This window comes from Microbacterium sp. ER1 (assembly GCF_023383675.1).
Taxonomy (GTDB): domain Bacteria; phylum Actinomycetota; class Actinomycetes; order Actinomycetales; family Microbacteriaceae; genus Microbacterium.
This window is the reverse complement of sequence record NZ_QCXO01000128.1, coordinates 41766-67300: the sequence shown is the minus strand read 5'-3', so window position 1 is coordinate 67300 and position 25535 is coordinate 41766. Positions and strand designations below refer to the sequence as shown.

Below are 25535 nucleotides of genomic sequence, written 5' to 3'. Positions count from 1 at the left end.
CATCCGCCTCGCGGATCAGCGCTTCTCAAGCTCCTCGGCCACGAGGAACGCCAGCTCCAGCGACTGCATGTGGTTCAGGCGCGGGTCGCACAGGCTCTCGTAGCGGGTCGCGAGCGCGGCCTCGTCGATCTGCTCAGACCCGCCCAGGCACTCGGTGACGTCGTCTCCCGTGAGCTCGACGTGGATGCCGCCGGGGAACGTGCCCACCGCACGGTGCGCCTCGAAGAAGCCGCGGACCTCGTCGACGACGTCGTCGAAGCGCCGCGTCTTGTAGCCGGTCGGCGTGGTGATGCCGTTGCCGTGCATGGGGTCGGTGACCCACAGCGGCTGCGCGCCGGATTCCCGGACGGCCTCCAGCAGCGGGGGCAGCGCGTCGCGGATGCGTCCGGCGCCCATGCGCGTGATGAAGGTCAGGCGTCCGGGCTCGCGCTCCGGGTCGAGCTTGTCGATGAGCGCCAGCGCCGTCTCCGGCGTCGTGGTGGGACCCAGCTTCACGCCGATCGGGTTCCGGATCTTGGAGAAGTAGTCGACGTGCGCGCCGTCGAGCTCGCGCGTGCGCTCCCCGATCCACAGGAAGTGGGCCGAGGTGTTGTACGGGGTGTCCGTCCGGGAGTCGATGCGCGTCATCGGGCGCTCGTAGTCCATGAGCAGGCCCTCGTGCCCGGTGAAGAACTCGACGCGCTTGAGCTCGTCGAAGTCGGCGCCGGCGGCCTCCATGAACTTGATCGCCCGGTCGATCTCCGCGGCCATGCGCTCGTAGCGCTGGTTGGCGGGGTTCTGGGCGAAGCCCTTGTTCCAGGAGTGCACCTCGCGGAGGTCGGCGAATCCACCCTGCGTGAACGCCCGGATGAGGTTCAGCGTCGACGCCGCGGTGTGGTAGCCCTGCAGCAGACGACCGGGGTCGGCCTGACGCGAGCCCTCGGTGAAGTCGTAGCCGTTGACGATGTCGCCGCGGTACGCCGGGAGCGTGACCTCGCCGCGGGTCTCCGTGTCGCTGGAGCGCGGCTTGGCGAACTGCCCGGCCATGCGTCCCATCTTGACGACCGGCATCGAGGCGCCGTACGTGAGCACCACGGCCATCTGCAGCACCGTCTTGATGCGGTTGCGGATCTGCTCGGCGGTCGCGCCGGCGAACGTCTCGGCGCAGTCGCCGCCCTGCAGCAGGAAGGCCTGCCCCGAGGCGGCCCGGGCGAGACGGTCGCGGAGGTTGTCGACCTCACCGGCGAAGACCAGCGGCGGAAGGCTCGAGATCTGCCGGGAGACGTCGGCGACGCGGTCGGCGTCTGGCCACTGCGGCTGCTGCTTGATGGGAAGCGAGCGCCAGGCATCAAGGGCTTCGATGTGGTGCGGGAGCATGCGTCCAGCCTAGTGGGCGGCGACACCGCCGAGACGCGCCCTGGAGCCTATGTGACGCGGCTCGGGAGGCGGTCCTTGACGGTCGATGCGTAGACGTCCTCGTACTCCTGCTGACCGAGCCGCTGGAGCGCCACCATGATCTCGTCCGTGACCGAGCGGAGGATGTAGCGGTCGTTCTCCATCCCGGCGTACCGGGAGAAGTCGAGGGGCTCGCCGATGACGATCCCGACCCGCATGACGCGCGGGATCCGCCGGCCGATGGGCATGGCCGTGTCGGTGTCGACCATGATGACCGGGATCACGGGGACCTTGGCTTCGAGTGCCATCCGGGCGATGCCGGTGCGGCCGCGGTAGAGCTTGCCGTCAGGGCTGCGGGTGCCCTCCGGATAGATGCCGAGGAGGTCGCCCCCGCCGAGCACCTGGAGACCCGTGTTGAGCGATGCCTCCGAGGCCTTTCCGCCCGAGCGGTCGATGGGGAGCTGCCCGGTCGCCTTCATGAAGAAGCGGGTAGACCACCCCTTGAGGCCCCGCCCGGTGAAGTAGTCGCTCTTCGCGAGGAACGACATGGGCCGGTCGATCACGAGCGGGAGGAAGATCGAGTCCGCGAAGGAGAGATGATTGCTGGCGAGGATCGCCGCTCCGGTCGCGGGCACGTTCTTCCGCCCCACGATCCAGGGGCGGAACACGGCCTTGACCACGGGGCCGATCACGACGTACTTCATCAGCCAGTAGAACATCGAGGTGAAGTCTAGCGCCGTGTCGCGGATCGTCCCGCTGTTCCCCCTCGCCACCTCGGGAAAGCGACTCAGTTTCACCCTGACCGCGACCCGGTGCCATACCCTAGACTCGGACCAACGCCCGTGCCCGACCGGTACCGAAGGAGCTGCCGTGGTCCAGTTTGAAGTCCCCGCGATCGTCCCCGCCGATCCCGACGCGAACGTCGCCGACCTGCTTGCGAAGCGCGTCGAGGCGACTCCCGACCGGGCGCTGTTCTCCGTCCCGCAGGGCGACGGATGGCGCGACATCACCGCCGCCGACTTCGAGACCGCGGTGATCGCGCTCGCGAAGGGCTTCGCCGCCGCGGGCATCCAGCCCGGCGAGAAGGTGGGCTTCCTCGCCCGCACCACCTACGAGTGGAGCCTCGTCGACTTCGCCCTCTTCTACGCCGGTGCGGTGATGGTGCCGATCTACGAGACGAGCTCGCCGTCGCAGATCCAATGGATCCTCGAGGACTCCGGCGCCATCGCCCTCCTGGTCGAGTCGCCGGAGCACTTCGCCCGCGTCGACGAGGTGCGCGGCGACCTGCCGCTGCTCCGGGAGGTCTGGCAGCTGCACCTGGGCGCGATCGACACGCTCACCGCCCAGGGGGCATCGGTTTCGGACGAGGAGATCCAGCGCCGCCGGAACCTCGCCGTCGGCTCCGACATCGCCACCCTCATCTACACCTCGGGGTCCACCGGGCGGCCGAAGGGCTGCGTGCTCACCCACAGCAACTTCGTCGAGCTGTCCCGCAACTCCGCGAAGGCCCTCGACGAGGTCGTGCAGACGCCGGGGTCCTCCACCCTCCTCTTCATCACGACGGCACACGTCTTCGCCCGCTTCATCTCCATCCTCAATGTGCACGCGGGGGTGCGCACCGGTCACCAGCCGGACACGCGCCAGCTGCTCCCGGCCCTCGGCTCGTTCCAGCCGACCTTCCTCCTCGCAGTCCCCCGCGTGTTCGAGAAGGTCTACAACTCCGCCGAGCAGAAGGCCGAGGCGGGCGGCAAGGGCAAGATCTTCCGCGCCGCCGCCGACGTCGCGATCGAGCACTCCCGGCTGCTGGAGGAGGGCAAGAAGATCCCGTTCGGGACGAAGCTCAAGTTCGCGCTGTTCAACAAGCTCGTCTACTCCAAGCTCCGCGAGGCCATGGGCGGCAAGGTCGTCTACGCGGTGTCGGGCTCCGCTCCCCTGGGCGCCCGCCTCGGTCACTTCTTCCACAGCCTCGGCGTCGTGATCCTCGAGGGCTACGGTCTGACCGAGACGACCGCCCCCGCGACCGTGAACCTCGCCTCGAAGTCGAAGATCGGCACGGTCGGTCCCGCCCTTCCCGGCGTCGGGGTGCGTCTCGCCGACGACGGCGAGATCGAGGTGCGCGGCATCAACGTCTTCAAGGAGTACTGGAACAACCCGGAGGCCACCGCCGAGGCGTTCAGCGACGGCGGCTGGTTCCACACCGGCGACATCGGCAGCTTCGACGCCGACGGGTTCCTCACGATCACCGGACGCAAGAAGGAGATCATCGTCACGGCGGGCGGCAAGAACGTCGCCCCCGCGGCCCTGGAGGACCCGATCCGCGCGAACCCGATCGTCGGGCAGGTCGTCGTCGTCGGCGACCAGCGTCCGTTCATCTCGGCGCTCGTCACCCTCGACCCCGAGATGCTGCCGACGTGGCTCGCGAACAACGGCCTCGACGAGAAGATGACGCTGGCGGAGGCCTCGACCAACCCGCAGGTCCGCGCCGAGGTGCAGCGCGCGGTCGACGCGGCGAACGAGCGGGTGTCGCGTGCGGAGTCCATCCGCAAGTTCACGATCCTCGACTCGGAGTGGACGGAGGCCTCGGGCCACCTCACCCCGAAGCTGTCGATCAAGCGGAACATCATCATGAACGACTTCGCCGACGAGATCTCCGCGATCTACGACGAGCCCGTCGCCACCACCAACGTCGCGATCGGCGGCTGACGCCCCTCGTCGACCCACCCCCTTCTGACCGAACCGGCCCCTTGCGCTCGCGCGTAAGGGGCCGGTTCGTACGAGAAGGGGTGGGTCGGCAGCTAGAACCAGGAGCTCTCGCGCACCTCGCGCATCGCGACCTTCCGCGTCTCCGGGTCGAGCCGGGAGAGGAAGAGCGTGCCGTCGAGGTGGTCGGTCTCGTGTTGGAGCGCCTGCGCGAGCAAGCCGTCGCCCTCGAGCACCACGGGCTGTCCGTCGAGGTCGATCCCCTCGACGCGGGCCCAGGGATGGCGCTGGGCGTCGTGCCAGAGTCCGGGGACGGAGAGGCAGCCCTCCCCCGTGGGCTCCGGCTCGCCGCGCACCTCCGTCAGCACGGGGTTGAGGACGTACCCGATCTCGCCGTCGACGTTGTAGCTGAAGGCGCGGAGCGCGACGCCGATCTGCGGGGCCGCCACGCCGGCGCGCCCCGGAAGCTCGACGGTCTCCAGGAGATCGGCGACCAGGGCGCGCACGCCGTCGTCGATCTCCTCGATGGGCGCGCACACCGTCCGCAGGACCGGGTCGCCGAAGATGCGGATCTCGCGAACCGTCATCAGGCGGCCTTCGTCCGGAGGCCCTCGACGAGGAGCGCGGCGAGTTCCCGCGCCGCCTTCCGGGTCTCGGGGAGGAGGTTCGCGAAGACGATCGTCCCGCCCGCGGCGATCTGCGGGTCGTACGGCACGCGCACGACGCTGCGGGCCCTCGACGCGAAGTGCGCCTGCAGCTCTCCGAGGCGGACGAGCGGCGTGCCCGGGGTCGACTGGTTGAGAACCACGATGGCGTCGCGCGCCTGGTGCGCGTACCCGTTGGTCTCGAGCCACGTGAGCGTCTCGGAGGCCAGCCGTGCCTCGTCGACGCTGAGACCGGAGACGATGACGATCTGGTCGGCGAGATCGAGGGTCGCCGACATCACCGAGTGGACGATCCCGGTGCCGGTGTCGGTGAGCACGAGCGAGTAGTAGTGCGCGGCCACGTCAGCGACATCGCGGTAGTCGCTGTCGCTGAAGGCTTCGGCGACACGGGGATCGGCGTCCGACGCGAGCACGTCGAGGCGCGTCGCATCCCGAGCCACGATCGCGGAGATGTCGTGGTAGCCGCGCACGTCGTCCCGGATGCGGACGAGGTCGCGCACGGACTTGCCGTGCGCGGCGCGCTGCACCCGGTCGGCGAGAGTTCCCCGATCGGGGTTCGCGTCCACCGCGATGACGCGGTCCTCCCGCGCGTCCGCGAGGGCCATGCCCAGGAGCGCCGTGACGGTGGTCTTGCCCACCCCGCCCTTGCGGGAGAGCACCGGCACGAAGCGGGCGCCGCCGGCGAGCGGGGCCGCGATGCGCGCGGTCAGCTCCTTGCGCTCGCGCGCACGGCGCCCGTCGCCGATGTTCAGCCGCCGACCGGACAACGTGTAGAGCAAGTGACTCCACCCGCCCTCGGGTTCGGGCTTGGCCACCCGGTGCGGGTCGAGGAGGCGATCGGTCGTGAGGAGGTCCGCGGACTCGCGAGCGGACTCCCCCAGCTCCCCCAGACGCTTCGCGGTGAGGGTCACATCCGTCCGGGGCGCCGGACGTGCGGTCGCGGAGGTGGCGGGTGTGTCGTCGGCTTCGGGCATCGTGGTCTCCTTCTGCACGGGGACCTGCGGGGCCCGCGCCGGTTTCGCGGCCGGGACCTCCGCACGGTCGGCATCGGCCTTCGCGAGGAAGAGGGCGGCCGCCTTCTCTTCTGCGGCCCGCTCCGGCGCGGCAACCACGGCCGGCACCGGCTCCTCCACCACGACCGCGTCGATCACCTCGTGGATGCGCGGCGGGTCGAGGACGGGCGTCGGCGCGGAGGGGAGGGTGAGGTCGTCGACGACGAGATCGATGCCGACCTCTCCCTCCACCACGCCGTCGTCGGCGAGGTCGTCGTCCTCCTCCGCCGGCAGGGTCACCCGCACCTGCGCGGTCCCGCCGAGGATACCGATGCCGGCGGTGTCGACGGACGCGGCGTCGTCGAGCACTCCCAGCGGACTGTCCTCGGGGTCGGCGTTCTTCTTCGCGGTCACGTGTCACTCCCAACCTGTGCGGGCCTCGAGATGCGCCCAGGGTGCGCGGCCTCGCCCGCACAAGATTAGTGCGCCGGTCGGATCACGACCAAAAGATCACCCGCGTCCACCTGCTGCGTCTCGGCGATGGCATGCCGCTCCACGACCCCGTCCACCGGGGCGGTGATGGCGGCCTCCATCTTCATCGCCTCGATCGACGCGACCGGCTCGCCGGCCCGCACGGTCGCGCCCACCTCGGCCTTGAGCGTGACCACGCCGGAGAACGGCGCGGCCACCTGGCCGGGCACCGACGTGTCGGCCTTCTCCACCTCGTGCGCGTCGACAGCGATCGAGCGATCACGCACGAACACGGGCCGGAGTTGACCGTTCAGAGTCGTCATCACGGTGCGCATGCCCTTGTCGTCCGCCTCGCCGATGGCTTCGAGACCGACGTAGAGCTGTACCCCTCGGTCGATCTCGATGAGGTGCTCCTGGCCGGGGACCAGCCCGTAGAGGTAGTCGCTCGTGTCGAGCACGGACAGATCGCCGTACTGCTCGCGCCGCTCCGCGAACTCGGCCGTGGGGGCGGGGAAGAGCAGCGTGTTCAGGCGAGAACGACGCTGCGCGCTCGTCCCGGCCAGCTCCGCCTCGTCCTGCTCCGTCAGCGCCGTGAGCCCCGTGCGCACGGAACGCCCCGCGAGCACCTTGGAGCGGAAGGGCTCGGGCCAGCCACCGGGGAGGTCGCCGAGCTCTCCGGCCATGAACCCGACCACGGAGTCCGGAACGTCGTACTTCTCGGGGTTCGCCTCGAAGTCTGCGGGGTCGGCCTTCACCGCGGCGAGGTGCAGGGCGAGGTCGCCCACGACCTTCGACGACGGGGTGACCTTCGGCACGCGTCCGAGGATGCGGTCGGCGGCGGCGTACATGTCCTCGATGAGCTCGAAGTCGTCCGCGAGGCCGAGAGCCTTCGCCTGCTGCCGGAGGTTCGACAGCTGTCCGCCGGGGATCTCGTGGTGGTACACGCGCCCCGTGGGTCCCGGCAGCCCGGACTCGAACGGCGCGTACTGGCGACGCACCGCCTCCCAGTACGGTTCCAGGTCGGAGACCGCGGCGAGGGAGATCCCGCTGTCCCGCTCCGTGTGGGCGAGGGCGGCCACGAGCGACGACAGCGACGGCTGACTGGTCGTGCCGGACAGCGGGGCCGACGCGGCGTCCACCGCATCGACGCCGGCGGCGCTGGCCGCGAGGAGGGTGGCGAGCTGTCCGCCCGGAGTGTCGTGGGTGTGCAGGTGCACGGGCAGGTCGAAGCGCTCCCGGAGCGCCGAGACGAGCTTCGCGGCGGCGGCGGGACGGAGCAGGCCCGCCATGTCCTTGATCGCAAGGATGTGCGCACCCGCGGCGACGATCTGATCCGCGAGCCCCAGGTAGTAGTCGAGGGTGTAGAGCTCCTCCGCCGGATCCAGCAGATCGCCGGTGTAGCAGAGCGCGACCTCCGCGACGGCCGTCCCCGTGGCGCGGACCGCCTCGATCGCGGGGCGCATCTGCTCCACGTCGTTGAGCGCGTCGAAGATGCGGAAGATGTCGACGCCGCTCGCCGCCGCCTCCGCGACGAAGGCCTCGGTCACCGCCGTCGGGTACGGCGTGTAGCCGACCGTGTTCCGGCCGCGCAGCAGCATCTGGATCGCGACGTTCGGCAGAGCCGCGCGCAGCTTGTCGAGCCGCTCCCACGGGTCCTCGCCGAGGAAGCGGAGCGCCACGTCGTAGGTGGCGCCGCCCCAGGCCTCGACCGACAGCAGCTCCGGTGTCAGCCGGGCGAGGTACGGAGCGGCGGCGACGAGGTCCTTCGTGCGGACGCGGGTCGCGAGCAGCGACTGGTGCGCGTCGCGGAACGTCGTGTCCGTGATCGCGAGCGCGCTCTGCGCACGCAGACCGCGCGCGAACTCCTCCGGGCCGACCTCGAGCAGCCGCTGCCGGGAGCCGGGCGCCGGTTCGGCGGCCAGGTCGACCGGCGGCAGTTTGGTCGCGGGGTCGATGACGCCGGGATGCGCACCGTGCGGCTTGTTCACCGTCACGTCGACGAGCCAGTTGAGGATCTTGGTCCCGCGGTCCTTGGACTCGCGTCCGCGGAGCAGCTCCGGGCGCTCGTCGATGAAGGACGTGCTGACGTCGCCCCGGATGAACGCCTCGTCGTCGAGCAGCGCCTGGAGGAAGGGGATGTTCGTGGAGACGCCGCGGATGCGGAACTCGGCGAGGGCACGGCGCGCGCGGGCGACGGCGGCCGGGAAGTCGCGTCCGCGGCACGTGAGCTTCGCCAGCATCGAGTCGAAGTGCGGGCTGATCTGAGCGCCCTGGTGCACGGTGCCGCCGTCCAGGCGGATCCCCGCGCCGCCGGGCGAGCGGTAGGTCGTGATCTTCCCGGTGTCGGGACGGAAGCCCTGCGTCGGGTCCTCCGTGGTGATGCGGCACTGCAGTGCGGCACCGCGCAGGTGCAGATTCTCCTGCTGCAGTCCGAGCTCCGCGAGGCTCTGCCCCGCGGCGATGCGCATCTGGCTCTGCACGAGGTCGACGTCGGTGACCTCCTCGGTCACCGTGTGCTCGACCTGGATGCGCGGGTTCATCTCGATGAACACGACCTCGCCGGCGCGCTCCCCCGCCGTCTCCAGAAGGAACTCGACGGTCCCCGCGTTCTCGTAGCCGATCGAGCGGGCGAACGCGACGGCGTAGCCGTGCAGGGCCTGGCGCACGTCGTCGTCGAGGTTGGGGGCGGGAGCGATCTCGACGACCTTCTGATGCCGCCGCTGCACCGAGCAGTCCCGCTCGAACAGGTGCGCCGTCTCACCGGTCTTGTCCGCGAGGATCTGCACCTCGATGTGCCGGGGCCGCACGACGGCCTGCTCGAGGAACATGCGGGGATCGCCGAAGGCGCTGCCCGCCTCCCGCATGGCCTCGGCGAGGGCAGGGCCGAGATCGCCCATCGTCTCGACGCGCCGCATGCCGCGGCCGCCTCCCCCGGCCACCGCCTTGGCGAAGAGGGGGAACCCGATCTCCTCCGCCTGGGCGACCAGGGCGTCGACGTCGTCCGAGGCCTCGGTGGACCGGAGCACGGGGACGCCCGCTTCGACGGCGTGGCGCTTCGCCTCCACCTTGTTGCCGGCCATCTCGAGGACCTTCGCCGGCGGCCCGATGAACACGATGCCGTTCGCCGCGGCCTTCTCCGCCAGCTCGGGGTTCTCCGAGAGGAAGCCGTAACCGGGGTAGATGGCGTCGGCGCCGGCCTCGGTCGCGACACGGATGATCTCGTCGACGTCGAGGTAGGCGCGGACCGGATGGCCGCGCTCGCCGATCTCGTACGCCTCGTCGGCCTTGAGCCTGTGGACCGAGCCGCGGTCCTCGTGCGGGAAGACGGCGACGGTGCGCGCCCCCACCTCCACGGCCGCTCGGAATGCCCGGATCGCGATCTCGCCACGATTCGCCACAAGGATCTTCTGGAACATGCACACCTCTGAGAGCTCGATGCACGGCCGAAGCACGCACATGGGGCGGGGCTGAGTGTTCCCCCAGCCTAGGGGAAGGTAACGTGGAGTCCGTGCACGTACTCAGCGTCAGCTCTCTCAAGGGAGGCGTCGGCAAGACGACCGTGACACTCGGGCTGGCCTCCGCGGCTTTCGCCCGGGGTGTCCGGACGCTCGTCGTCGACCTCGACCCGCAGTCCGACGTCTCCACCGGGATGGACATCCAGGTCGCGGGACGACTCAACATCGCCGATGTGCTGGCGAACCCGAAGGAGAAGACCGTCCGTCAGGCGATCACCTCCAGCGGCTGGGCCAAGGTCCACCCCGGCACGATCGACGTGCTGATCGGCAGTCCGTCCGCCATCAACTTCGACGGCCCGCACCCGAGCGTCCGCGACGTGTGGAAGCTCGAGGAGGCCCTCGCGGCAGTTGAGGCCGACTACGACCTCGTGCTCATCGACTGCGCCCCGTCGCTGAACGCCCTGACGCGAACGGCGTGGGCCGCCAGCGACCGCGTCATGGTCGTCACCGAGCCCGGCCTCTTCTCCGTGGCCGCGGCGGACCGTGCGCTCCGCGCGATCGAGGAGATCCGCCGGGGCCTCTCCCCGCGCCTCCAGCCGCTGGGCATCGTGGTCAACCGCGTCCGTCCGCAGTCGATCGAGCACCAGTTCCGCATCAAGGAGCTGCGGGACATGTTCGGTCCCCTCGTGCTCTCGCCCCAGCTGCCCGAACGCACCTCGCTCCAGCAGGCCCAGGGCGCCGCGAAGCCTCTGCACATCTGGCCCGGCGACTCCGCACAGGAGCTCGCCGCCGACTTCGACCAGCTCCTCGACCGCATCATCCGCACGGGCCGCGTCCCGGTGCCGGAGAACGGACCGCAGAGCTGACCCCGCGGAACGACGAAACGGCCATCCTCTTCGAGGGCGGCCGTTCTTCGTGAAGCGGGAGGGGACGCGTCAGGCGGTGCGCTTGGCGCGACGGGCCGACAGCTCGTCGACGGGGTCCGGTGCGGTCGGATCGAACGCGACGAGCGTCGACTCCACCTCGCGGAGGACCTTGCCCACCGCGATGCCGAACACGCCCTGGCCGCGGCTGACGAGGTCGATCACCTCGTCGTTCGACGTGCAGAGGTAGACGGAAGCGCCGTCGCTCATGAGGGTCGTGCCGGCGAGGTCGCGGATACCCGCACGGCGGAGCTCGTCCACCGCGGTGCGGATCTGCTGCAGGGAGATGCCGGTGTCGAGCAGGCTCTTGACGAGCTTGAGCACGAGGATGTCGCGGAAGCCGTAGAGGCGCTGCGATCCGGAGCCGTTCGCACCGCGCACGGTGGGCTCCACGAGCTCGGTGCGAGCCCAGTAGTCCAGCTGACGGTAGGTGATGCCGGCGGCACGGGCCGCCACGGCGCCGCGGTAGCCGACCTCGTCGTCCATCGCGGGCAGACCGTCCGTGAAGAGGAGTTCGGTCACGAACCGCGGGTCGCCTGCGAGCTCATCCGCATTCATCTGAAATCCTCCCTGGAACGGTTATCTCCACGGTAGAGCAGGGTCCCGGCACCGGCAACGACATCCGTGCGACGCCGAAGGTGTGTCGCAATCAGTTCGTTACGAAAGGATCCGGGTGAGCGCGTCCTTCACGAAGAGTGTCCGCACATCGTCGATCCGCGTGGCCAGCTCCGGGGCCAATTCGTTGGCGCGAGCACGGGACGCCGCGTCCGTGCGACGCAGCAGCGTGGAGAGCGCCGACTCGATGAGCGACACCTCACGCTCGGCGCCCTGCCGCAGGGAGCGCAGGTGCCGAGGCTCGATGCCATGCCGATCGAGGGCGACGAGCCCGCGGAGCAGCGCGACGGTGGATTCCGGGTACGTCTCCTGGGCGGTGATGACACCCGTGCTGATCGCGTCGTTCAGCAGCTGTGGTCCCGCGCCCGCCGCGGCGAGCAGCTCCTCGCGGCGGTAGCGACGCGGCGCAGGGGCGATGGAGGGCGGCGGCGCGAGCGCGGCGGTCTCGCCGGACGCCTCCGCGTCATCGAGCTGCTCGCGGATCACGCTGAGCGGAAGGTAGTGATCCCGCTGCAGCGTGAGGCCCAGACGCAGCCGCTCGATGTCGGACGCGGAGAACTTGCGGTAGCCGGATTCGGTGCGGGAGGGGCGGACGATGCCCTGCACCTCGAGGAACCGCAGCTTGCTGGAGGTCAGGTCGGGGAACTCCGGGGTGAGGCGGGCGAGCACCTGACCGATACTCAGCAGGCCCGCGGACGCCGAGCGTTCGCGGGCGGGATTCGCCGCCATCAGGCGTTCGCCGCGCGGTCGAGCGGAGAAGCGAAGAAGTTCAGACGGAACTTGCCGACGCGCAGCTCGGAGCCGTCCGCGAGGGCGCTGCGATCGACGCGCTCCCCGTTCACGTAGGTGCCGTTGAGGGAGCGCTGGTCGATGATCTCGAACGTCGTCCCGGTGCGGGTGATCTCCGCGTGACGACGGGACACCGTGACGTCGTCGAAGAAGATGTCGGCCTCCGGGTGACGACCGACGGTGGTGACGTCGGTGTCGAGGAGGTATCGGGCGCCGGCGAGGGCGCCGGAGCGGACGAGCAGCAGGGCGGAGCCCGAGGGCAGCGCCGCGATGGCCGACTGCTCGACATCGGTCAACTCCACGCCGAACGGCACGAACGACAGATCGGAATCGTGTCCGAACGTCTGCGTCACATCGTGTCTCGGCTCGCCGGAGCGATGGATGGCGGCTTCACCGGCCGGTCGGCTGTCGCTGTCTGTCACTGTGCCCTCCTGGTCGTCCAGACTATCCGATCCGAAGGGGTGCGCGGGAGGCCGCTTTCGCACTCAGCGGTCCCATACCGGGGATTCATAGGCTGGACTCGTGAAGACCACAGCCCTGCGCCGCACGGCGGCCCCGATCGCCCTCGCGGCCACCCTCCTCGCCGCGTTCCTCGTCCTCTTCTCCCCGCTGTCGGCCTCGGCCCACGACGCCCTCGTGTCGTCGTCGCCCGCGGCGGACAGCAGCGTGGAGACCCTGCCGTCGGAGCTGACCCTGACGTTCAGCGCCAAGCTCATCGACGGGGAGGGTGCGACGGAGGTCGTCGTCACCGACCCGGACGGCGAGTCCGTGACCGACGGCGCCCCGACGGTCGACGGCGCGATCGTGACCCAGCCCCTGACCGGTTCGGGACCCGCCGGCGAGTACCACGTCGTGTGGAAGGTCGTCTCGAGCGACGGTCACCCGACCTCTGAAGAGTTCTCCTTCACCGTCACCGTCGGCGACGAGGGCGCCGCGACGGACGAGCCCACCACCGCTCCCCCGACGGCGGCACCGACGACGGAGCAGACCGCCACCCCCGAGGCGACCGCGACGACGACGCCGGACGCCGGAGAAGACGTCGGAGCCGCTCCGGCATGGATCTGGGTGCTCGTGATCCTCGGCGCGCTCGCGGTGCTCGCCCTCGTCCTCTGGCTCACCCTGCGCGGTCGTCGGCGCCCCGCTCGGACCGATTCCGACGCCCCCTCGGAGCGATAGGCTTAAGGCATGCCACATTACGACGTCGTCATCCTTGGTGCAGGTCCTGGCGGATACGTCGCTGCGGTTCGCAGCGCACAGCTCGGCCTGTCCACCGCTATCATCGAGGAGAAGTACTGGGGTGGTGTCTGCCTCAACGTCGGCTGCATCCCTTCCAAGGCGCTCCTGAAGAACGCGGAGATCGCGCACACCCTGAACCACAAGGCCGACTTCTTCGGGATCTCCGGAGAGTTCACGATCGACTACGGCAAGGCGTTCGACCGCAGCCGCGTCGTCGCGGACGGCCGGGTCAAGGGCATCCACTTCCTCATGAAGAAGAACAAGGTGACCGAGTACGACGGCCGCGGCACCTTCACCGGCCCCAAGGCCATCTCCGTCGCGAAGGCGGACGGCTCCACCGAAGAGGTCACGTTCGACAACGTGATCATCGCGACCGGCTCCAAGGTGCGCCTGCTCCCGGGCGTGCAGCTCAGCGACAACGTCGTGACCTACGAGGAGCAGATCCTCTCCCGTGAGCTGCCGAAATCCATCGTGATCGTCGGTGCCGGCGCCATCGGCATGGAGTTCGCCTACGTGATGACGAACTACGGCGTGAAGGTCACGATCATCGAGTTCCTCGACCGCGCCCTCCCCAACGAGGACGCCGACGTGTCGAAGGAGATCACCAAGCAGTACAAGAACTACGGCGTCGACATCCTCACCTCCACCAAGGTCGAGTCGGTCGTCGACAACGGCTCCTCCGTGACCGTCTCGTACACGGGCAAGGACGGCCAGCAGGCGTCGATCGAGGCCGACAAGGTGCTCATGTCGGTCGGGTTCGCCCCGAATGTCGAGGGCTTCGGACTCGACAAGACGGGTGTGAAGCTCACGGAGCGCGGCGCGATCGACATCGACGACCACATGCGCACCAACGTCGAGGGCATCTACGCCATCGGCGACGTCACCGCCAAGCTGCAGCTCGCCCACGTCGCCGAGGCGCAGGGCGTCGTCGCGGCCGAGACCATCGGCGGCGCCGAGACCATGACGCTGGGCGACTACCGCATGATGCCGCGGGCGACGTTCTGCTCGCCGCAGGTGGCCTCGTTCGGACTGACCGAGCAGCAGGCCAAGGACGAGGGGCGCGAGATCAAGGTCGCGACCTTCCCGTTCATGGCCAACGGCAAGGCCCACGGCCTCGGCGAGCCGGTCGGCTTCGTCAAGCTCATCGCCGACGCCGAGCACCTGGAGCTCATCGGCGCGCACATGATCGGCCCCGACGTGTCGGAGCTGCTTCCCGAGCTCACGCTCGCACAGAAGTGGGACCTCACGGCTCTCGAGCTGGCCCGCAACGTGCACACGCACCCGACGCTGTCGGAGGCGCTGCAGGAGGGCTTCCACGGCCTCGCCGGCCACATGATCAACTTCTGATCCGACGCCTCGAGAAGGCCCGGTCCGCGCATCGCGGATCGGGCCTTCTCGCGTCACAGACCGCGCATGGTGATGAGGCCGGTGGTCCACCCGCGCAGCGTCGAGGAGCCGAGCACGCCGACCAGGCCCTCCCGCGCAGCGACGACCGGCGCGATCGCCGGAGCCCCCATCGCCATGAAGAACGCAGAACGACGATGCGCCTTCCGCGCGGTCCGCTGGACCTCCCGGGCGAAGCCGTCCAGGACCGGGACGGCGCCCCGGTCGGTCCGGCGCAACGCGTCCCGGAGCCGGAGCGCATCCGCCCAGCCGAGGTTCATGCCCTGACCGCCGATGGGGCTCACCTCGTGCGCGGCGTCCCCGAGCAGGACGATCCGTCCGCGGTGCAGCCGCCGAGCCGCGTGCTGAGCGGCGCGGAACGACGAGACCGCCGCCGCGGGGTCCACGTCGAGGAGGTTCCCCGTCCGGCGCCCGACGATGTCCGCCAGCTCGCCGGCGGACGCCACCGTCCGGTCGCCGTCTTCGCGCACCACCCAGCGGCGCCGTCCACCCGGCAGCGGGAAGGACTCGACGAGACCGTCCGGCTCGAAGTACAGCACGGCGCGATCGTCGGCCTGCGGATCGTCGACGTCGAGCATCGCGTAGCCGGCACTCCCCGACCGCCGACCCCAGCCGGCGCCGAACGCCGCCCGCAGAGGACTCCGCACACCGTCGGCGACCACCACGACCGACGCCGTCTCCTCGACGGGCCCGTGCTCACCGTCGATCCCGACCCGGACGAGCGGACCGTCGTCCTGGACGGACCGGACGGCGGAGCCGAACTGCAGCGCATCGGGTCGCAGCGTCCGCAGGCGGTCGCGCAGCAGCTCCTCGGTGCGGGGCTGCGGCAGCGTGAGGATGGGACGCTCGGGAGGGAAGGTCAGGGCGGCGAGCCGTCGCCCGCGGCTGCGGACCTCGCCGCTCGACAGGCGGAGCGCCGCGGAGCGGACGTCGGCGCCCACTCCGGCGGCGTCGAGGGCATCGAGCCCCGGACGATGGATCCCGATCGCCCGCGTCTGCAGGCCGGGCGCGGCGCGACGCTCGCATACGCGCACCCGACGACCGTCCTGCGCGACGAGACAGGCGAGGAGCAGCCCGACCGGACCGCCCCCGACCACGAGGACGTCATGGTCGACCATCCCCACCCTCCCAGCGCAGCTCCAGACGAGCGGGCAGGTGCGAGCGCACCTCCCAGCCCGGCGGGGCGACGGCCGCGAGCTCCTGCGGCGTGTACGAGCGGCGGATGCTCAGGAGACCGTCGACCCGGATGAAGGACCCGGCGAGGAGGTTCCGCGCGAACGGCCAGGTTCCTGCCGCGAACGCCCCGTAGGCCAGGCGGCTGCGGGCGATGTCGTGGTGGGAGATGAGTCCTCGGTCACCCACCAGCGCACGGGAGTCGTCGAGCACCGCGTGCAGTGCTGCGGCGTCGAGGTGGTGGAGGACGTGGTTGGAGAGCACGACGTCATAGGTGTCGCCCGCCGCCACGAGGTCGCAGGAGAGCGCATGGCGATAGTGGATGCCTGCGCCGTCGTCGTGCGCCGAGGCCCAGCGGATCGCACGCTCGTCGGCGTCCAGAGCGGTGATGTCGGCGCGGAGGCCGTCGCGTCGCAGTCTCCGGACGAGGTCGCGGCACAGGTCTCCCCCACCGGCACCGATGTCGAGGATGCGCAGCGGACGCCCGGCCACCGCCCGCGGGCGGATGTCCCGCCGATACAGCCGCCCGGGGCGGGAGACGACCGCGTTGACGGCGCTGAAGCGCCCGTACGTGCGACCGAGCGCCTCCTCGTCGGCGGCGGGGTCGTCCATGAGCTCGACGAGGTCGACGGCGCGCGCCGACAGATCCACGCTCACGGTGCGGGTGCGACGACGGTCAGCAGCGCGCTCTCGGCGGTGAGCCCCGGGCCGAAGGCCATCGCCGCCACACGGTCGCCGGGTTCCGCATCCTCCTGCTCGAGGATGCGCTTCAGTACGAACAGCACGGTCGCACTCGACATGTTCCCGTACTCCCGGAGCGTCTCCCGCGCCGGTCGCAGCTGCCCGTCACTCAGCGCCATCCGCTCCTGCACGCGATCGAGGATGCTCCGCCCGCCGGGGTGGATCGCCCAGTGGCGCACCCGGTCGCCCACCCGCCCGGCGGCGAAGGCCTCCGCCAAGCCGTCCTCCCGCCCGTAGAGCGGCGCGAGTGCCCCGATGATCGACTCGCCGATGATCTGCGGGACGGCGGTGGAGAGGATCATCTCGAAGCCGGAGTCGCCGATCGTCCAGGCCATGTCGTCCACGCCCTCCGGCACGATCGCCGTGTGGAAGCCGTCGAGCCGGAGCGCGGGGACGGTCGTGGGAAGGTCCCGTGCCGTCACGATCCCGGCGGCCGCCCCGTCGGCGAACAGGGAGGAGGCGACGATGGTGTCCGGGTCCTCGGAGGAGCGCAGGTGCAGGGTGCACAGCTCGACGCTGACGACGAGGACGACGGCGTTCTCGTCGGCCGCGCAGAACTGGCCGGCGGCGCGGAGGGCCGGCATCGAGGCATAGCACCCCATGAAGCCGAAGTGATAGCGCTGGACGGCGTCGGACAGGCCGAGCCCGCGCACGATCTCGTACTCGGGGCCCGGGGCGTGGAAGCCCGTGCAGGAGACCGTGATGACGTGCGTCACGTCCGCCGGGCTCAGGTCGGGGTCCGCCTCGAGGGCGCGGCGCGCGACCTCGACGAAGAGACGGGAGGCCTCGCGCGTGTAGACGTCGTTGCGTGCCCTCGTACCCGGCGCCAGCAGCTGCCCGGAGACGCGATCGTAGAACAACGGGTCGTCCGGGGAGGCGTCGTCGGCCAGCTCCGCGATCACGGTGTGGCGCGTGTCGATGCCGGAGACGTTGAACGACGTCGCCACGATGCGCTGCGCCAGCCGTCCCAGGCCGGGCTGGGCGGCGAAGACGTCGCGCACCTGCTCCTGCACGAGGACGGTCTCGGGGACGATCGTCTGCAGCGATCGGAGCACGGGCGGTCGACTCATGTGGTCACTCAACCACCCTGCAACCGCACGCGGAAAGGGGTTGCATCCGAGGAGTCGGCGGCCTAGAAGCCGAGAGCCCGGGCGAGCTTCGAATCGGAGCCCGCCTCACGGCCGCCGGCGGCGTGCACCGCACGCTCGACCGCCGCGAAGAACGCCGCACGACCGGCGTCGTCGGAGGGGCCTGCGGGGCCGAGCTCGACCTCCCACTCCCGCCAGGCTCGGCGAGTGCCGCTGCGCAGGTCGGTCGCGCGCACGTGGTCGTCCACGAACTCCGCCACGACGCCGTCCGGTCCGGTGAGGAGGTAGGCGGTTCGGTCGTTCTCGATGCGTGCGAGAGGCTCCAGCGGCGCAGTGGTCCAGGCGGCGATCGCTGCGCGCACCGCCGTCGGGACCTCCTCGCCGCCGAGGGGCCAGCCCTGCTCGACCCGGCCGTCGCCCTGCCGCGGGCCCTTGATGTGCCAGCCCTCGTCCGGTCCCCCGGAACGACGGCGCACCGCGACGCCGGCGCGGGCCAGCGTTCCGTCCGCGGTGTCCAGGTAGCGGGCGTCGAGAGCGCGATGCTCACCGGGCGAGACCGCATCGACGCCGGGGATCGCCGTCCAGTCGGGCAGGGGCGTCCCGTCGTCGACGTCGTACTTGCGCTCGACCTCGACGGTGCGAGAGGGCTCAGTCATCCTCGAGCGTGAGGTCTTCGAGGGCTTCCTCGAACCAGTAGTCGATCTCGGTGGGGCCGTCGCCCTCGCCCGTGTTCTGCGGCTCGCCGCGGCGGTTGTAGACCACCTGCGTCTCGCTGTAGGGGACGATCAGCTTGTCGTCCGCATCGTCGTCGAGGGGGATGATCTGCCCGTCCAGCGGGCCGCCGTGAAGTCGTGCGAGTGCCATGTGCCCAGGGTAGCGCCGCCCTCCCCCATTCGGGGCGACCTGCACGGTCAGCCGCCGAGGACGCCGAGGACGGCCCCCGCGATCATCCACGGCCCGAAGGCGATGCGGGTCCTCCGATCGGCCCGGCCCGCGGCGAGGAGCACGAGCGCGTAGACCGCTCCGAGCACGAAGGCGGACACCGCGCCGAGGAGGAAGGCCCCCCAGCCGTGCCAGGCGAGGACGAGCCCGATCACCAGGGCGAGCTTCACATCGCCTCCGCCCATGCCCGCCCGGCTGAGCAGCCGCAGGGCCGCATAGAAGCCGCCGAGCACGAGGGCTCCGAGCAGGCCCCGCCCCAGAGCGGCGGCGTCGGTGGTGACGACGGCGTCGGCGACCGCCGCCAGGAGCAGCAGGAACAGGGTCGGCAGCACGATGCGGTTCGGGAGCCGGTGCGTGCGCGCATCGATCACGGTCAGCAGGATGCCGATCGCGAGGAGGCCGCCGTGCACGAGGCCGAGGAGGGCGAGACGGATGTCCATCCCGGCAGGGTAGGGGGATCCGGGACGGCGCGGAGCGCACTGTGGACAACCCGGAGGGCGATGTCGGATGTACGAACTAGCGTCAGTCGCGTCACTTGCTTTATTCGTACATATCTTCGAGGATGGACACATGGGGATCGGGCTCGATGCGATGACCGCGCTCTCTCCGACCAGCGATACCCGCGCCGGAGAGGTCCTGCGACTGCGCCGCGAGATCAGCCGGATGCAGCGGCGGCGCAGCGAGCACACCCTCCTCCCCCTCGATCCCGCCTTCGCCGCGCTGCTGCCGGACGAGGGACTGCAGACGGGCACCTCGTACACCGTCTCCCCCTCGCCCGCCCTCGTGCTCGCCCTGCTCAGCGCCTCCTCCGGCCGCGGGCACTGGTGCGCGGTGATCGGCATGCCCACCCTGGGGGTCGAGGCCGCCGCCGCCTACGGCATCGATCTGAGCCGGCTGATCCTCGTCCCCGAACCGGGGGACCGCTGGCTCGCCGTCGCATCCGCGCTGGCCGAGGTGGTGCCCCTGATCGTCGTGCAGCCCACGACGAGGGCACGCGACGCCGATGTGTCCCGACTCAGCGCCCGTCTGCGCGACCGCGGGTCCACGCTGCTCGTGGCGGAGGAACCGGGCGCGGGGCGCTGGGCGCAGAGCGAGGGGACCATCCGGCTCCACGACCCGGACTGGCATGGGCTCGGCGAGGGGTGGGGGCTGCTCTCGGACTGCACGGTGACGGTCACGGCGCGGACCAGGCACAGCCCTCGCGCCTCGAGCGTGCGCGTCCGACTGCCCGGCGGACACGGAGCCGTGGAGACCGCGGCCGCGGAGCTGACCGCTCTGCCGCCGCTCGCTCCCTCTGCGACGGGCAGCGCCGTGGCGACAGACGATGCTGTGGCCGGGTCGTCCGACCTCCTCTTCTGGGCGGAGGCAGGATGAACGCCCCGCTCCGCGTCCTCGTGCTCTGGTTCCCCGATTGGCCGCTGCGAGCGGTGCTGGGCGGAGGCCCGCACCCGCCGACGGCCCTGGTGCAGGCGAACACGGTCGTCGCCTGCACCGCATCGGCCCGCGCACACGGCGTCCGCATCGGCCAGCGCCGCCGCGTCGCCCAGGGCCTCCTCTCCTCCTTGCAGGTCCTCCCCCACGACGCCGAGAAGGACGAGCGTGCCTTCGTTCCCGTGCTGCAGCTCATCGAGAAGCACGCCCCGGGCGTGACGCTGCTGCGCCCCGGCCTCGCGATCCTGCGCGCCCGCGGCATCGCCCGCTATCACGGCGGGGAGACCGAGGCGGCGACAGCCCTGTCCGCGGTCCTCGCCGCTGCCGGCTTCCCCGAAGTGCGTGTCGGCGTCGCCGACGGACCCTTCACCGCCGAGATCGCGGCCCGAGGAACGGCGTCCTGCACGGTCGTGCCCCCGGGCGGCTCCCGGGAGTTCCTGGCCCCCTACCCCGTGCAGGTGCTCCGCGACGAGCAGATCAGCGATCTCCTCCTCCGCCTCGGCGTGCGCACTCTCGGCGAGTTCACCGCGCTCGCCCCTCTCGACGTCCGCGACCGCTTCGGCGAGCACGGTGCCCGCCTGCAGGCCCTCGCCGCCGGCGCCGACTCCCGACCTCTGGCTCCCCGGCCGCCCGACCCCGAACTGGCCAGGACCATCGAGTTCGAGTCCCCTCTCGGGGGCACCGACCAGGTGGCCTTCGCCGTGCGGCAGACCGCCGATGCCGTGATGCTCGCTCTGGCGGACGCGTCGCTCGTGTGCACCGAGGTGCGGATCGACCTGACCGACGACGACGGCGCCGTCCACTCCCGCACCTGGCTGCACCCGACGAGCTTCGACGCCGCCGACCTCGTGGACCGCGTGCGCTGGCAGCTGGAGGCGCTGGCCGCCCTGACCGCGAGCGCGCCCGTCGACGAGGCGAGGGCATTCGGGGGCATCGTGGCCGCCCGTCTCCTCCCCGTCGCGGTGGATGATGCGGCCCACCACCAACCGGGGCTCTTCGGCTCGGGTACCGATGAGCGACTGCATCACGCGGTCTCCCGGGTGCAGACCATGCTGGGGCATCAGGGCGTGGTCACCGCCGCCCTCTCCGGAGGGCGCTGGCTCGCCGATCGTCAGGTGCTCACGCCGTGGGGCGAGCGCCCGGTCCCGCCTCGTGATCCACGGTCCCCCTGGCCGGGGAGCCTCCCCGACCCTCTCCCCTCCGAGGTGTTCCGCCCACCGCGCCCCATCGGCGTCGTCGCCGCGGACGGGAGCACGATCGACGTCGACGATCGCGGCGCCCTCACGCATGACCCCGCCCGCATCGACGGGGCGACCGTACAGGCCTGGGCCGGGCCGTGGCCCGTGCACGAGCGGCGGTGGAGCACGGGCGGTGGCAAACGAGGCCACCGGCTCCAGATCGTCGACGACCGTGACCGCGCCTGGCTGGTCTTCCTGGCCGGCGAGCGCTGGTGGGCCGAGGGGAGGTACCGCTGATGGGCTGGCACAATCCGCCGTTGACCTGGGATCAGCTCGAGCGCACCCTCAGCGGCGAGTCCACTCCCGAAGCGACCTCCGCACCGCGGGGGCTCCGCCCGGATCCCGGACCGGTGAGTCGTCCGCGGAAGCTCGTCCCCCCGACCCTCCCGGAGCGCCCGGAGGAGGCGGTGCCCTATGCCGAGCTGCACGCGCACTCGTCCTACTCCTTCCTCGACGGGGCGTCCTCCCCCGAGGATCTGCTCGCGGAGGCCGAGCGTCTCGGCCTGAGCGCGCTCGCGCTCACCGACCACGACGGGTTCTACGGCGCCGCGCGCTTCGCCGAGCTGGCGGAGCTCATGGAGCTGCGGCTGCAGACCGTCTACGGCGCCGAGCTCTCCCTCGACCTCCCCTCCGCTCCGCAGGGGGCCGCCGACCCGCCGGGCACGCATCTGCTCGTGCTCGCCCGGGGCCTCGAGGGGTACCACCGCCTGTCGGGGGCGATCACTGCGGCCCAGCTCCGCGGCGGAGAGAAGGGACGCCCGGTCTACGATCTCGACGAGCTCGCGGCGACCGCCGACGGGCACTGGACGATCCTCACCGGCTGCCGCAAGGGGGCGGTACGACAGGGGCTGGAGGCCGGGGACGCCGCCGCGCCGCTGCGCCACCTCGTCGACCTCTTCGGACGCGACAACATCGCCGTCGAGCTCTTCGACCACGGCGATCCGCTGGACACCCGGCGCAACGACGACCTGGCCGACCTCGCCCGCCGGATGCGGCTGCCCGTCGTGGCGACCAACAACGTGCACTACGCCCGCCCGGATCAGGCCCCTCTCGCCGAGGCGGTGGCCGCGGTCCGCGCGGTCCGGAGCATGGACGAGCTCGACGGCTGGCTCCCGGCCCATGGCGGCGCGCACCTGCGCAGCGGCGCGGAGATGACGGCGCGCTTCCGGCGGTACCCCGGTGCGATCTCGCACGGCCTGGAGCTGGCTGCGGCCTCGGCCTTCCCACTTCGGATGGCGCGCCCGGCCCTCCCCCGCCAGGACGTGCCGACGGGACACACCCCGATGAGTTGGCTGCGGCACCTGGTCTGGGAGGCGGTTCCGTCGAAGTATCCGCGGCTGGACGAGGACGGCCGTCGGCGCATCGCCCGCGAGCTCGACGTGATCGAGGAGAAGGACTTCCCCGGATACTTCCTCATCGTGCACGGCATCGTGGCGGAAGCCCGGCGACGCGGCATCCTCTGCCAGGGCCGGGGTTCCGCGGCGGCGAGCGCGGTCTGCTACCTGCTGGGCATCACCGCGGTCGATCCGATCCTCTACCGTCTCCCCTTCGAGCGCTTCCTCGCCACCACCCGCACGGAGGAGCCGGACATCGACGTGGACTTCGACTCACGGCGCCGGGAGGAGATCATCCAGTGGGTCTATCGGGAGTACGGCAGGGAGCGGGCGGCCCAGGTGGCGAACGTCATCCAGTACCGTCCGAAGAACGCGGTCCGCGACATGGCCAGAGCCCTGGGGCACTCCCCGGGGCAGCAGGACTCCTGGTCGCGGCAGGTGGACGGCTGGGGATCGGGACTCGAACCCGTCGAGGGCCACGACATCCCCGAGACCGTGCTCGACTACGCAGCCGAGCTGCTGAAGGCTCCGCGGCACCTGGGGATCCACTCGGGCGGCATGGTCCTCACGGCCCGGCCGGTCGGCGAGGTGGTGCCGGTCGAGCACGCCCGCATGGAGGACCGCACCGTCATCCAGTGGGACAAGGACGACGCCGCCTTCATGGGGCTGGTGAAGTTCGACCTCCTCGGCCTGGGCATGCTCGCGGCGCTGCAGCACTGCTTCGACCTGGTCCGGGAGGCGACGGGCGAGGAGTGGACGCTGGAGACCCTGCCGAAGGAGGAGGCCGGCGTCTATGACATGCTCTGTCGGGCCGATTCGATCGGCGTCTTCCAGGTGGAGTCCCGCGCGCAGATCGGGCTGCTCCCGCGGCTGCAGCCGCGGCGCTTCTACGACCTCGCCATCCAGATCGCCCTCATCCGCCCCGGGCCCATCCAGGGCGGCGCCGTGCACCCGTTCGTCCGTCGGAAGATGGCGAAGGACAAGGTGGACGAGGCCAACCGGGAACGGGAGGCCAGGGGCGAGCCCCCGGAGGAGTTCCCCATCCCCTACCCGCACAGCGACCTCGAGGACATCCTCGAGCGGACACTCGGCATCCCCATCTTCCAGGAGCAGCTCATCCAGATGGCCACGGCCGTCGGCGACTGCACGGCCGACGAGGCCGACCTGCTGCGCCGGGCGATGGGGTCGAAGCGGGGCCTGGAGAAGATCGAGAAGGTCAGGGACAAGCTGTACGCCGGGATGGCGCGCCGCGGGCTCGTCGACGAGGCCGCCGACCGGATCTACGCGCAGATCCAGGCGTTCTCGAACTTCGGCTTCGCGGAGTCCCATTCGCTGTCCTTCGCCCTGCTCGTCTACGCGAGCTCGTGGTTGAAGCTGCACTATCCGGCCGCCTTCCTCGCGGGCCTGCTGCGGTCGCAGCCGATGGGCTTCTACTCCCCCGCGACCCTCACGGCAGATGCCCGTCGACACGGCGTGGAGGTCCGGCGCCCGGATCTCCACCTCTCCGGCGCCACCGAGACCCTCGAACCTCTCTCGCCGGACGCCGCAGGGACGACCGGGAGGGACGACTGCCTGGCCGACCCGCAGCCGCCCGTGCACCGGTTCGACCGGAGCGCACCGGACGAGTCCGCGGCGCACCGGCGGGACGGACGGTTCGCGGTGCGCCTGGGACTCAGCGGCATCCGCGGGATCGGAGTGCCGATGGCAGAGCGCATCGTCGCCGAGCGGGAAGCGCACGGCCTTTACCGCGATCTGCACGACCTCGTGCGCCGGACCGACGCCACGGCCGCGCAGTTGGAGGCCCTCGCCACCGCCGGAGCCTTCGCGTGCCTCGGGCTGGAGCGCCGGGAGGCCATCTGGCTCGCCGGGGCCGCCGCGGAAGACCGCGCCCGATTCCTCCCGGGGACCACGGTGGCGGTGCAGCCGCCGCTGTTCGCCGACCAGACCAGCTACGAGCGCCTCTCGGCCGATCTCTGGGCCACGGGCATCTCGACCGACGACCACCCGATGACGCACTTCCGCGACGACCTCCGGGCTCGCGGCGTCCTGACGGCCGCAGACCTGCAGCGCCACGAGACCGGACGACGCGTCGAGGTGGCCGGTCTCGTCACCCATAGACAGCGCCCCGCGACGGCCGCCGGGGTCACCTTCGTCAACCTCGAGGACGAGAGCGGGTTGGTGAACGTGATCTGCTCGACGGGGGTCTGGGGCCGGTTCGGTCGCATCGCCCGGGAGTCCCCGGCGCTCATCATCCGCGGCATCCTCGAGCGCTCCCCGGAGGGGGTCGTCAATGTGCTCGCCGACGCCTTCGAAGACCTCCGTACGGGGGTCATGCACCGCTCGCGGGACTTCCGATGACTCCGGTGCGGGAGGGGCCCCGGCCTCCGGCGGTCACCAGAAGCGTTCGGGCTCCTCCGGCGGGGGACGGTCCGAGCCACCCCAGCGATCCGCCTCCGCCTTGGCCGCGTTGACCGCCGCATCCGCGCCGCGCAGAGCGATGCCCGCGCCGCTGGCCGACGGCCCGATGGGATCGATCAGCAGCGACGTCCGCGGAGCGACGCCCACCGCCACCGTGCAGTCGAGGACACGGCCGATCCAGTGCGTCACCTCGGCTCGGGGCTCCTCGGCGCGGCGGTAGCGGATACCGGTGTCCAGGTCGAGCAGCGACAGGACGACGGGCTCCTGCGTCTGGGGGTCGACGAGTTCGGAGACCTCGACCCGGTGCCCGACCGGGAGTGCGACCTGACCGGCGAAGACGAGCATCCTGTCCATGCTCCCACCCTACGGAACGGTCCGTATCGGCGACAGGGCCGGGAGCCGCGCAGAATTTTTCGAAGAAACTTTTGTCCCCCAAATGGCGGACAAGAGGATTAAGGGATATTCTGCTCTTCGTAGCGGGGGCTACCGGCTGAATCTCTGGGGGATCAGCTGTAGAGACAGCGAGACTTCGCCGCCTCCCCAACC

General features: G+C 71.0%; 22 protein-coding genes. 7 read left to right on the top strand and 15 right to left on the bottom strand.

The annotated features are described in order from the left end of the window. Nucleotides 1–15: 15 nt before the first annotated feature. Both BV453_RS05510 and BV453_RS05505 read right to left on the bottom strand, forming a co-directional pair. The gene (locus tag BV453_RS05510) at nucleotides 16–1356 is read right to left on the bottom strand and encodes a class II 3-deoxy-7-phosphoheptulonate synthase (protein WP_029989865.1); all 1341 of its coding nucleotides are present in this window, start codon (nucleotides 1354–1356) and stop codon (nucleotides 16–18) included. A 47-nt stretch (nucleotides 1357–1403) separates the two neighbouring features. Beyond that, nucleotides 1404–2093, bottom strand: a complete 690-nt coding sequence (locus BV453_RS05505) for a 1-acyl-sn-glycerol-3-phosphate acyltransferase (protein ID WP_029989867.1) — start codon at nucleotides 2091–2093, stop codon at nucleotides 1404–1406. 151 nt (nucleotides 2094–2244) lie between these two features. On the opposite strand from BV453_RS05505, the gene BV453_RS05500 reads away from it, so the two are divergent. Next, the gene (locus BV453_RS05500) at nucleotides 2245–4077 is read left to right on the top strand and encodes a long-chain fatty acid--CoA ligase (protein WP_025105101.1); all 1833 of its coding nucleotides are present in this window, start codon (nucleotides 2245–2247) and stop codon (nucleotides 4075–4077) included. A gap of 92 nt (nucleotides 4078–4169) precedes the next feature. On the opposite strand, the gene def is transcribed toward BV453_RS05500, so the two are convergent. The 3 genes from def to BV453_RS05485 form a co-directional block, all read right to left on the bottom strand. Continuing rightward, nucleotides 4170–4661 (bottom strand): peptide deformylase, encoded by a 492-nt coding sequence (gene def / locus BV453_RS05495; RefSeq protein WP_085607896.1) that lies wholly within the window; start codon nucleotides 4659–4661, stop codon nucleotides 4170–4172. After that, the gene (locus BV453_RS05490) at nucleotides 4661–6145 is read right to left on the bottom strand and encodes a MinD/ParA family protein (RefSeq protein ID WP_249521063.1); all 1485 of its coding nucleotides are present in this window, start codon (nucleotides 6143–6145) and stop codon (nucleotides 4661–4663) included. Before BV453_RS05490 ends, def begins: the two co-directional genes overlap by 1 nt. Before the next feature lie 65 nt (nucleotides 6146–6210). Further along, nucleotides 6211–9618, bottom strand: coding sequence for a pyruvate carboxylase (locus BV453_RS05485; protein WP_249521062.1), 3408 nt, complete (start codon nucleotides 9616–9618; stop codon nucleotides 6211–6213). A gap of 92 nt (nucleotides 9619–9710) precedes the next feature. On the opposite strand from BV453_RS05485, the gene BV453_RS05480 reads away from it, so the two are divergent. Then, nucleotides 9711–10523, top strand: a complete 813-nt coding sequence (locus BV453_RS05480; protein WP_025105105.1) for a ParA family protein — start codon at nucleotides 9711–9713, stop codon at nucleotides 10521–10523. Nucleotides 10524–10592: 69 nt separating this feature from the next. Here the strand turns inward: BV453_RS05480 and BV453_RS05475 are convergent, their stop codons facing one another. From BV453_RS05475 to BV453_RS05465, 3 genes are all read right to left on the bottom strand, one after another. Then, nucleotides 10593–11138: a MerR family transcriptional regulator gene (locus BV453_RS05475; RefSeq protein ID WP_025105106.1), complete on the bottom strand. Its 546-nt coding sequence runs from the start codon at nucleotides 11136–11138 to the stop codon at nucleotides 10593–10595. Nucleotides 11139–11237: 99 nt separating this feature from the next. After that, nucleotides 11238–11924 (bottom strand): MerR family transcriptional regulator, encoded by a 687-nt coding sequence (locus BV453_RS05470; protein ID WP_249521061.1) that lies wholly within the window; start codon nucleotides 11922–11924, stop codon nucleotides 11238–11240. After that, entirely contained in the window at nucleotides 11924–12406 is a 483-nt protein-coding gene (locus BV453_RS05465; protein WP_025105108.1) for an FHA domain-containing protein, read from the bottom strand. The genes BV453_RS05470 and BV453_RS05465 overlap by 1 nt, the downstream gene beginning before the upstream one ends. A gap of 100 nt (nucleotides 12407–12506) precedes the next feature. Here BV453_RS05465 and BV453_RS05460 point away from each other — a divergent pair, with 100 nt between their 5' ends. Together BV453_RS05460 and lpdA are read left to right on the top strand one after the other, a co-directional pair. After that, entirely contained in the window at nucleotides 12507–13160 is a 654-nt protein-coding gene (locus tag BV453_RS05460; RefSeq protein ID WP_249521060.1) for a copper resistance CopC family protein, read from the top strand. Between the two features lie 9 nt (nucleotides 13161–13169). Further along, nucleotides 13170–14567 (top strand): dihydrolipoyl dehydrogenase, encoded by a 1398-nt coding sequence (gene lpdA, locus BV453_RS05455; RefSeq protein ID WP_025105110.1) that lies wholly within the window; start codon nucleotides 13170–13172, stop codon nucleotides 14565–14567. A gap of 53 nt (nucleotides 14568–14620) precedes the next feature. Here the strand turns inward: lpdA and BV453_RS05450 are convergent, their stop codons facing one another. The 6 genes from BV453_RS05450 to BV453_RS05425 all read right to left on the bottom strand — a co-directional run bounded on the left by BV453_RS05450 (nucleotide 14621) and on the right by BV453_RS05425 (nucleotide 19008). Continuing rightward, on the bottom strand, nucleotides 14621–15742 hold the full coding sequence (locus BV453_RS05450) for an NAD(P)/FAD-dependent oxidoreductase (RefSeq protein ID WP_249521059.1): 1122 nt from the start codon (nucleotides 15740–15742) through the stop codon (nucleotides 14621–14623). After that, entirely contained in the window at nucleotides 15729–16454 is a 726-nt protein-coding gene (locus tag BV453_RS05445) for a methyltransferase domain-containing protein (protein ID WP_249521058.1), read from the bottom strand. The genes BV453_RS05450 and BV453_RS05445 overlap by 14 nt, the downstream gene beginning before the upstream one ends. Then, on the bottom strand, nucleotides 16451–17608 hold the full coding sequence (locus tag BV453_RS05440; RefSeq protein ID WP_029989872.1) for a type III polyketide synthase: 1158 nt from the start codon (nucleotides 17606–17608) through the stop codon (nucleotides 16451–16453). The genes BV453_RS05445 and BV453_RS05440 overlap by 4 nt, the downstream gene beginning before the upstream one ends. 62 nt (nucleotides 17609–17670) lie before the next feature. Further along, nucleotides 17671–18282 (bottom strand): CYTH domain-containing protein, encoded by a 612-nt coding sequence (locus BV453_RS05435; RefSeq protein WP_249521057.1) that lies wholly within the window; start codon nucleotides 18280–18282, stop codon nucleotides 17671–17673. Next, complete coding sequence (locus BV453_RS05430) at nucleotides 18275–18490, bottom strand: hypothetical protein (protein ID WP_025105115.1); 216 nt, start codon at nucleotides 18488–18490, stop codon at nucleotides 18275–18277. Before BV453_RS05430 ends, BV453_RS05435 begins: the two co-directional genes overlap by 8 nt. A 47-nt stretch (nucleotides 18491–18537) precedes the next feature. Next, complete coding sequence (locus BV453_RS05425) at nucleotides 18538–19008, bottom strand: A24 family peptidase (RefSeq protein WP_025105116.1); 471 nt, start codon at nucleotides 19006–19008, stop codon at nucleotides 18538–18540. A 130-nt stretch (nucleotides 19009–19138) separates the two neighbouring features. Here BV453_RS05425 and BV453_RS05420 point away from each other — a divergent pair, with 130 nt between their 5' ends. Genes BV453_RS05420 through BV453_RS05410 form a run of 3 tightly spaced genes read left to right on the top strand, consistent with a single transcriptional unit; the run spans nucleotide 19139 to nucleotide 24929 of the window. After that, nucleotides 19139–19942, top strand: a complete 804-nt coding sequence (locus tag BV453_RS05420) for a hypothetical protein (protein WP_249521056.1) — start codon at nucleotides 19139–19141, stop codon at nucleotides 19940–19942. Beyond that, the gene (locus tag BV453_RS05415) at nucleotides 19939–21474 is read left to right on the top strand and encodes a DNA polymerase Y family protein (protein ID WP_025105118.1); all 1536 of its coding nucleotides are present in this window, start codon (nucleotides 19939–19941) and stop codon (nucleotides 21472–21474) included. Before BV453_RS05420 ends, BV453_RS05415 begins: the two co-directional genes overlap by 4 nt. Next, nucleotides 21474–24929 (top strand): error-prone DNA polymerase, encoded by a 3456-nt coding sequence (locus BV453_RS05410; protein ID WP_249521055.1) that lies wholly within the window; start codon nucleotides 21474–21476, stop codon nucleotides 24927–24929. The genes BV453_RS05415 and BV453_RS05410 overlap by 1 nt, the downstream gene beginning before the upstream one ends. Before the next feature lie 33 nt (nucleotides 24930–24962). Here the strand turns inward: BV453_RS05410 and BV453_RS05405 are convergent, their stop codons facing one another. After that, a complete protein-coding gene (locus BV453_RS05405) occupies nucleotides 24963–25343 on the bottom strand; it encodes a hypothetical protein (protein WP_025105120.1) in 381 nt (126 codons plus the stop codon). Nucleotides 25344–25535: the final 192 nt, after the last annotated feature.

Coding starts and splice junctions, on each gene's coding strand:
- BV453_RS05510 (WP_029989865.1), bottom strand. CDS start 1,356: ATGCTCCCGCACCACATCGAAGCCCTTGATGCCTGGCGCTCGCTTCCC.
- BV453_RS05505 (WP_029989867.1), bottom strand. CDS start 2,093: ATGTTCTACTGGCTGATGAAGTACGTCGTGATCGGCCCCGTGGTCAAG.
- def (WP_085607896.1), bottom strand. CDS start 4,661: ATGACGGTTCGCGAGATCCGCATCTTCGGCGACCCGGTCCTGCGGACG.
- BV453_RS05485 (WP_249521062.1), bottom strand. CDS start 9,618: ATGTTCCAGAAGATCCTTGTGGCGAATCGTGGCGAGATCGCGATCCGG.
- BV453_RS05475 (WP_025105106.1), bottom strand. CDS start 11,138: ATGAATGCGGATGAGCTCGCAGGCGACCCGCGGTTCGTGACCGAACTC.
- BV453_RS05470 (WP_249521061.1), bottom strand. CDS start 11,924: ATGGCGGCGAATCCCGCCCGCGAACGCTCGGCGTCCGCGGGCCTGCTG.
- lpdA (WP_025105110.1), top strand. CDS start 13,170: ATGCCACATTACGACGTCGTCATCCTTGGTGCAGGTCCTGGCGGATAC.
- BV453_RS05450 (WP_249521059.1), bottom strand. CDS start 15,742: ATGGTCGACCATGACGTCCTCGTGGTCGGGGGCGGTCCGGTCGGGCTG.
- BV453_RS05440 (WP_029989872.1), bottom strand. CDS start 17,608: ATGAGTCGACCGCCCGTGCTCCGATCGCTGCAGACGATCGTCCCCGAG.
- BV453_RS05435 (WP_249521057.1), bottom strand. CDS start 18,282: ATGACTGAGCCCTCTCGCACCGTCGAGGTCGAGCGCAAGTACGACGTC.
- BV453_RS05430 (WP_025105115.1), bottom strand. CDS start 18,490: ATGGCACTCGCACGACTTCACGGCGGCCCGCTGGACGGGCAGATCATC.
- BV453_RS05425 (WP_025105116.1), bottom strand. CDS start 19,008: ATGGACATCCGTCTCGCCCTCCTCGGCCTCGTGCACGGCGGCCTCCTC.
- BV453_RS05420 (WP_249521056.1), top strand. CDS start 19,139: ATGGGGATCGGGCTCGATGCGATGACCGCGCTCTCTCCGACCAGCGAT.
- BV453_RS05415 (WP_025105118.1), top strand. CDS start 19,939: ATGAACGCCCCGCTCCGCGTCCTCGTGCTCTGGTTCCCCGATTGGCCG.
- BV453_RS05410 (WP_249521055.1), top strand. CDS start 21,474: ATGGGCTGGCACAATCCGCCGTTGACCTGGGATCAGCTCGAGCGCACC.
- BV453_RS05405 (WP_025105120.1), bottom strand. CDS start 25,343: ATGGACAGGATGCTCGTCTTCGCCGGTCAGGTCGCACTCCCGGTCGGG.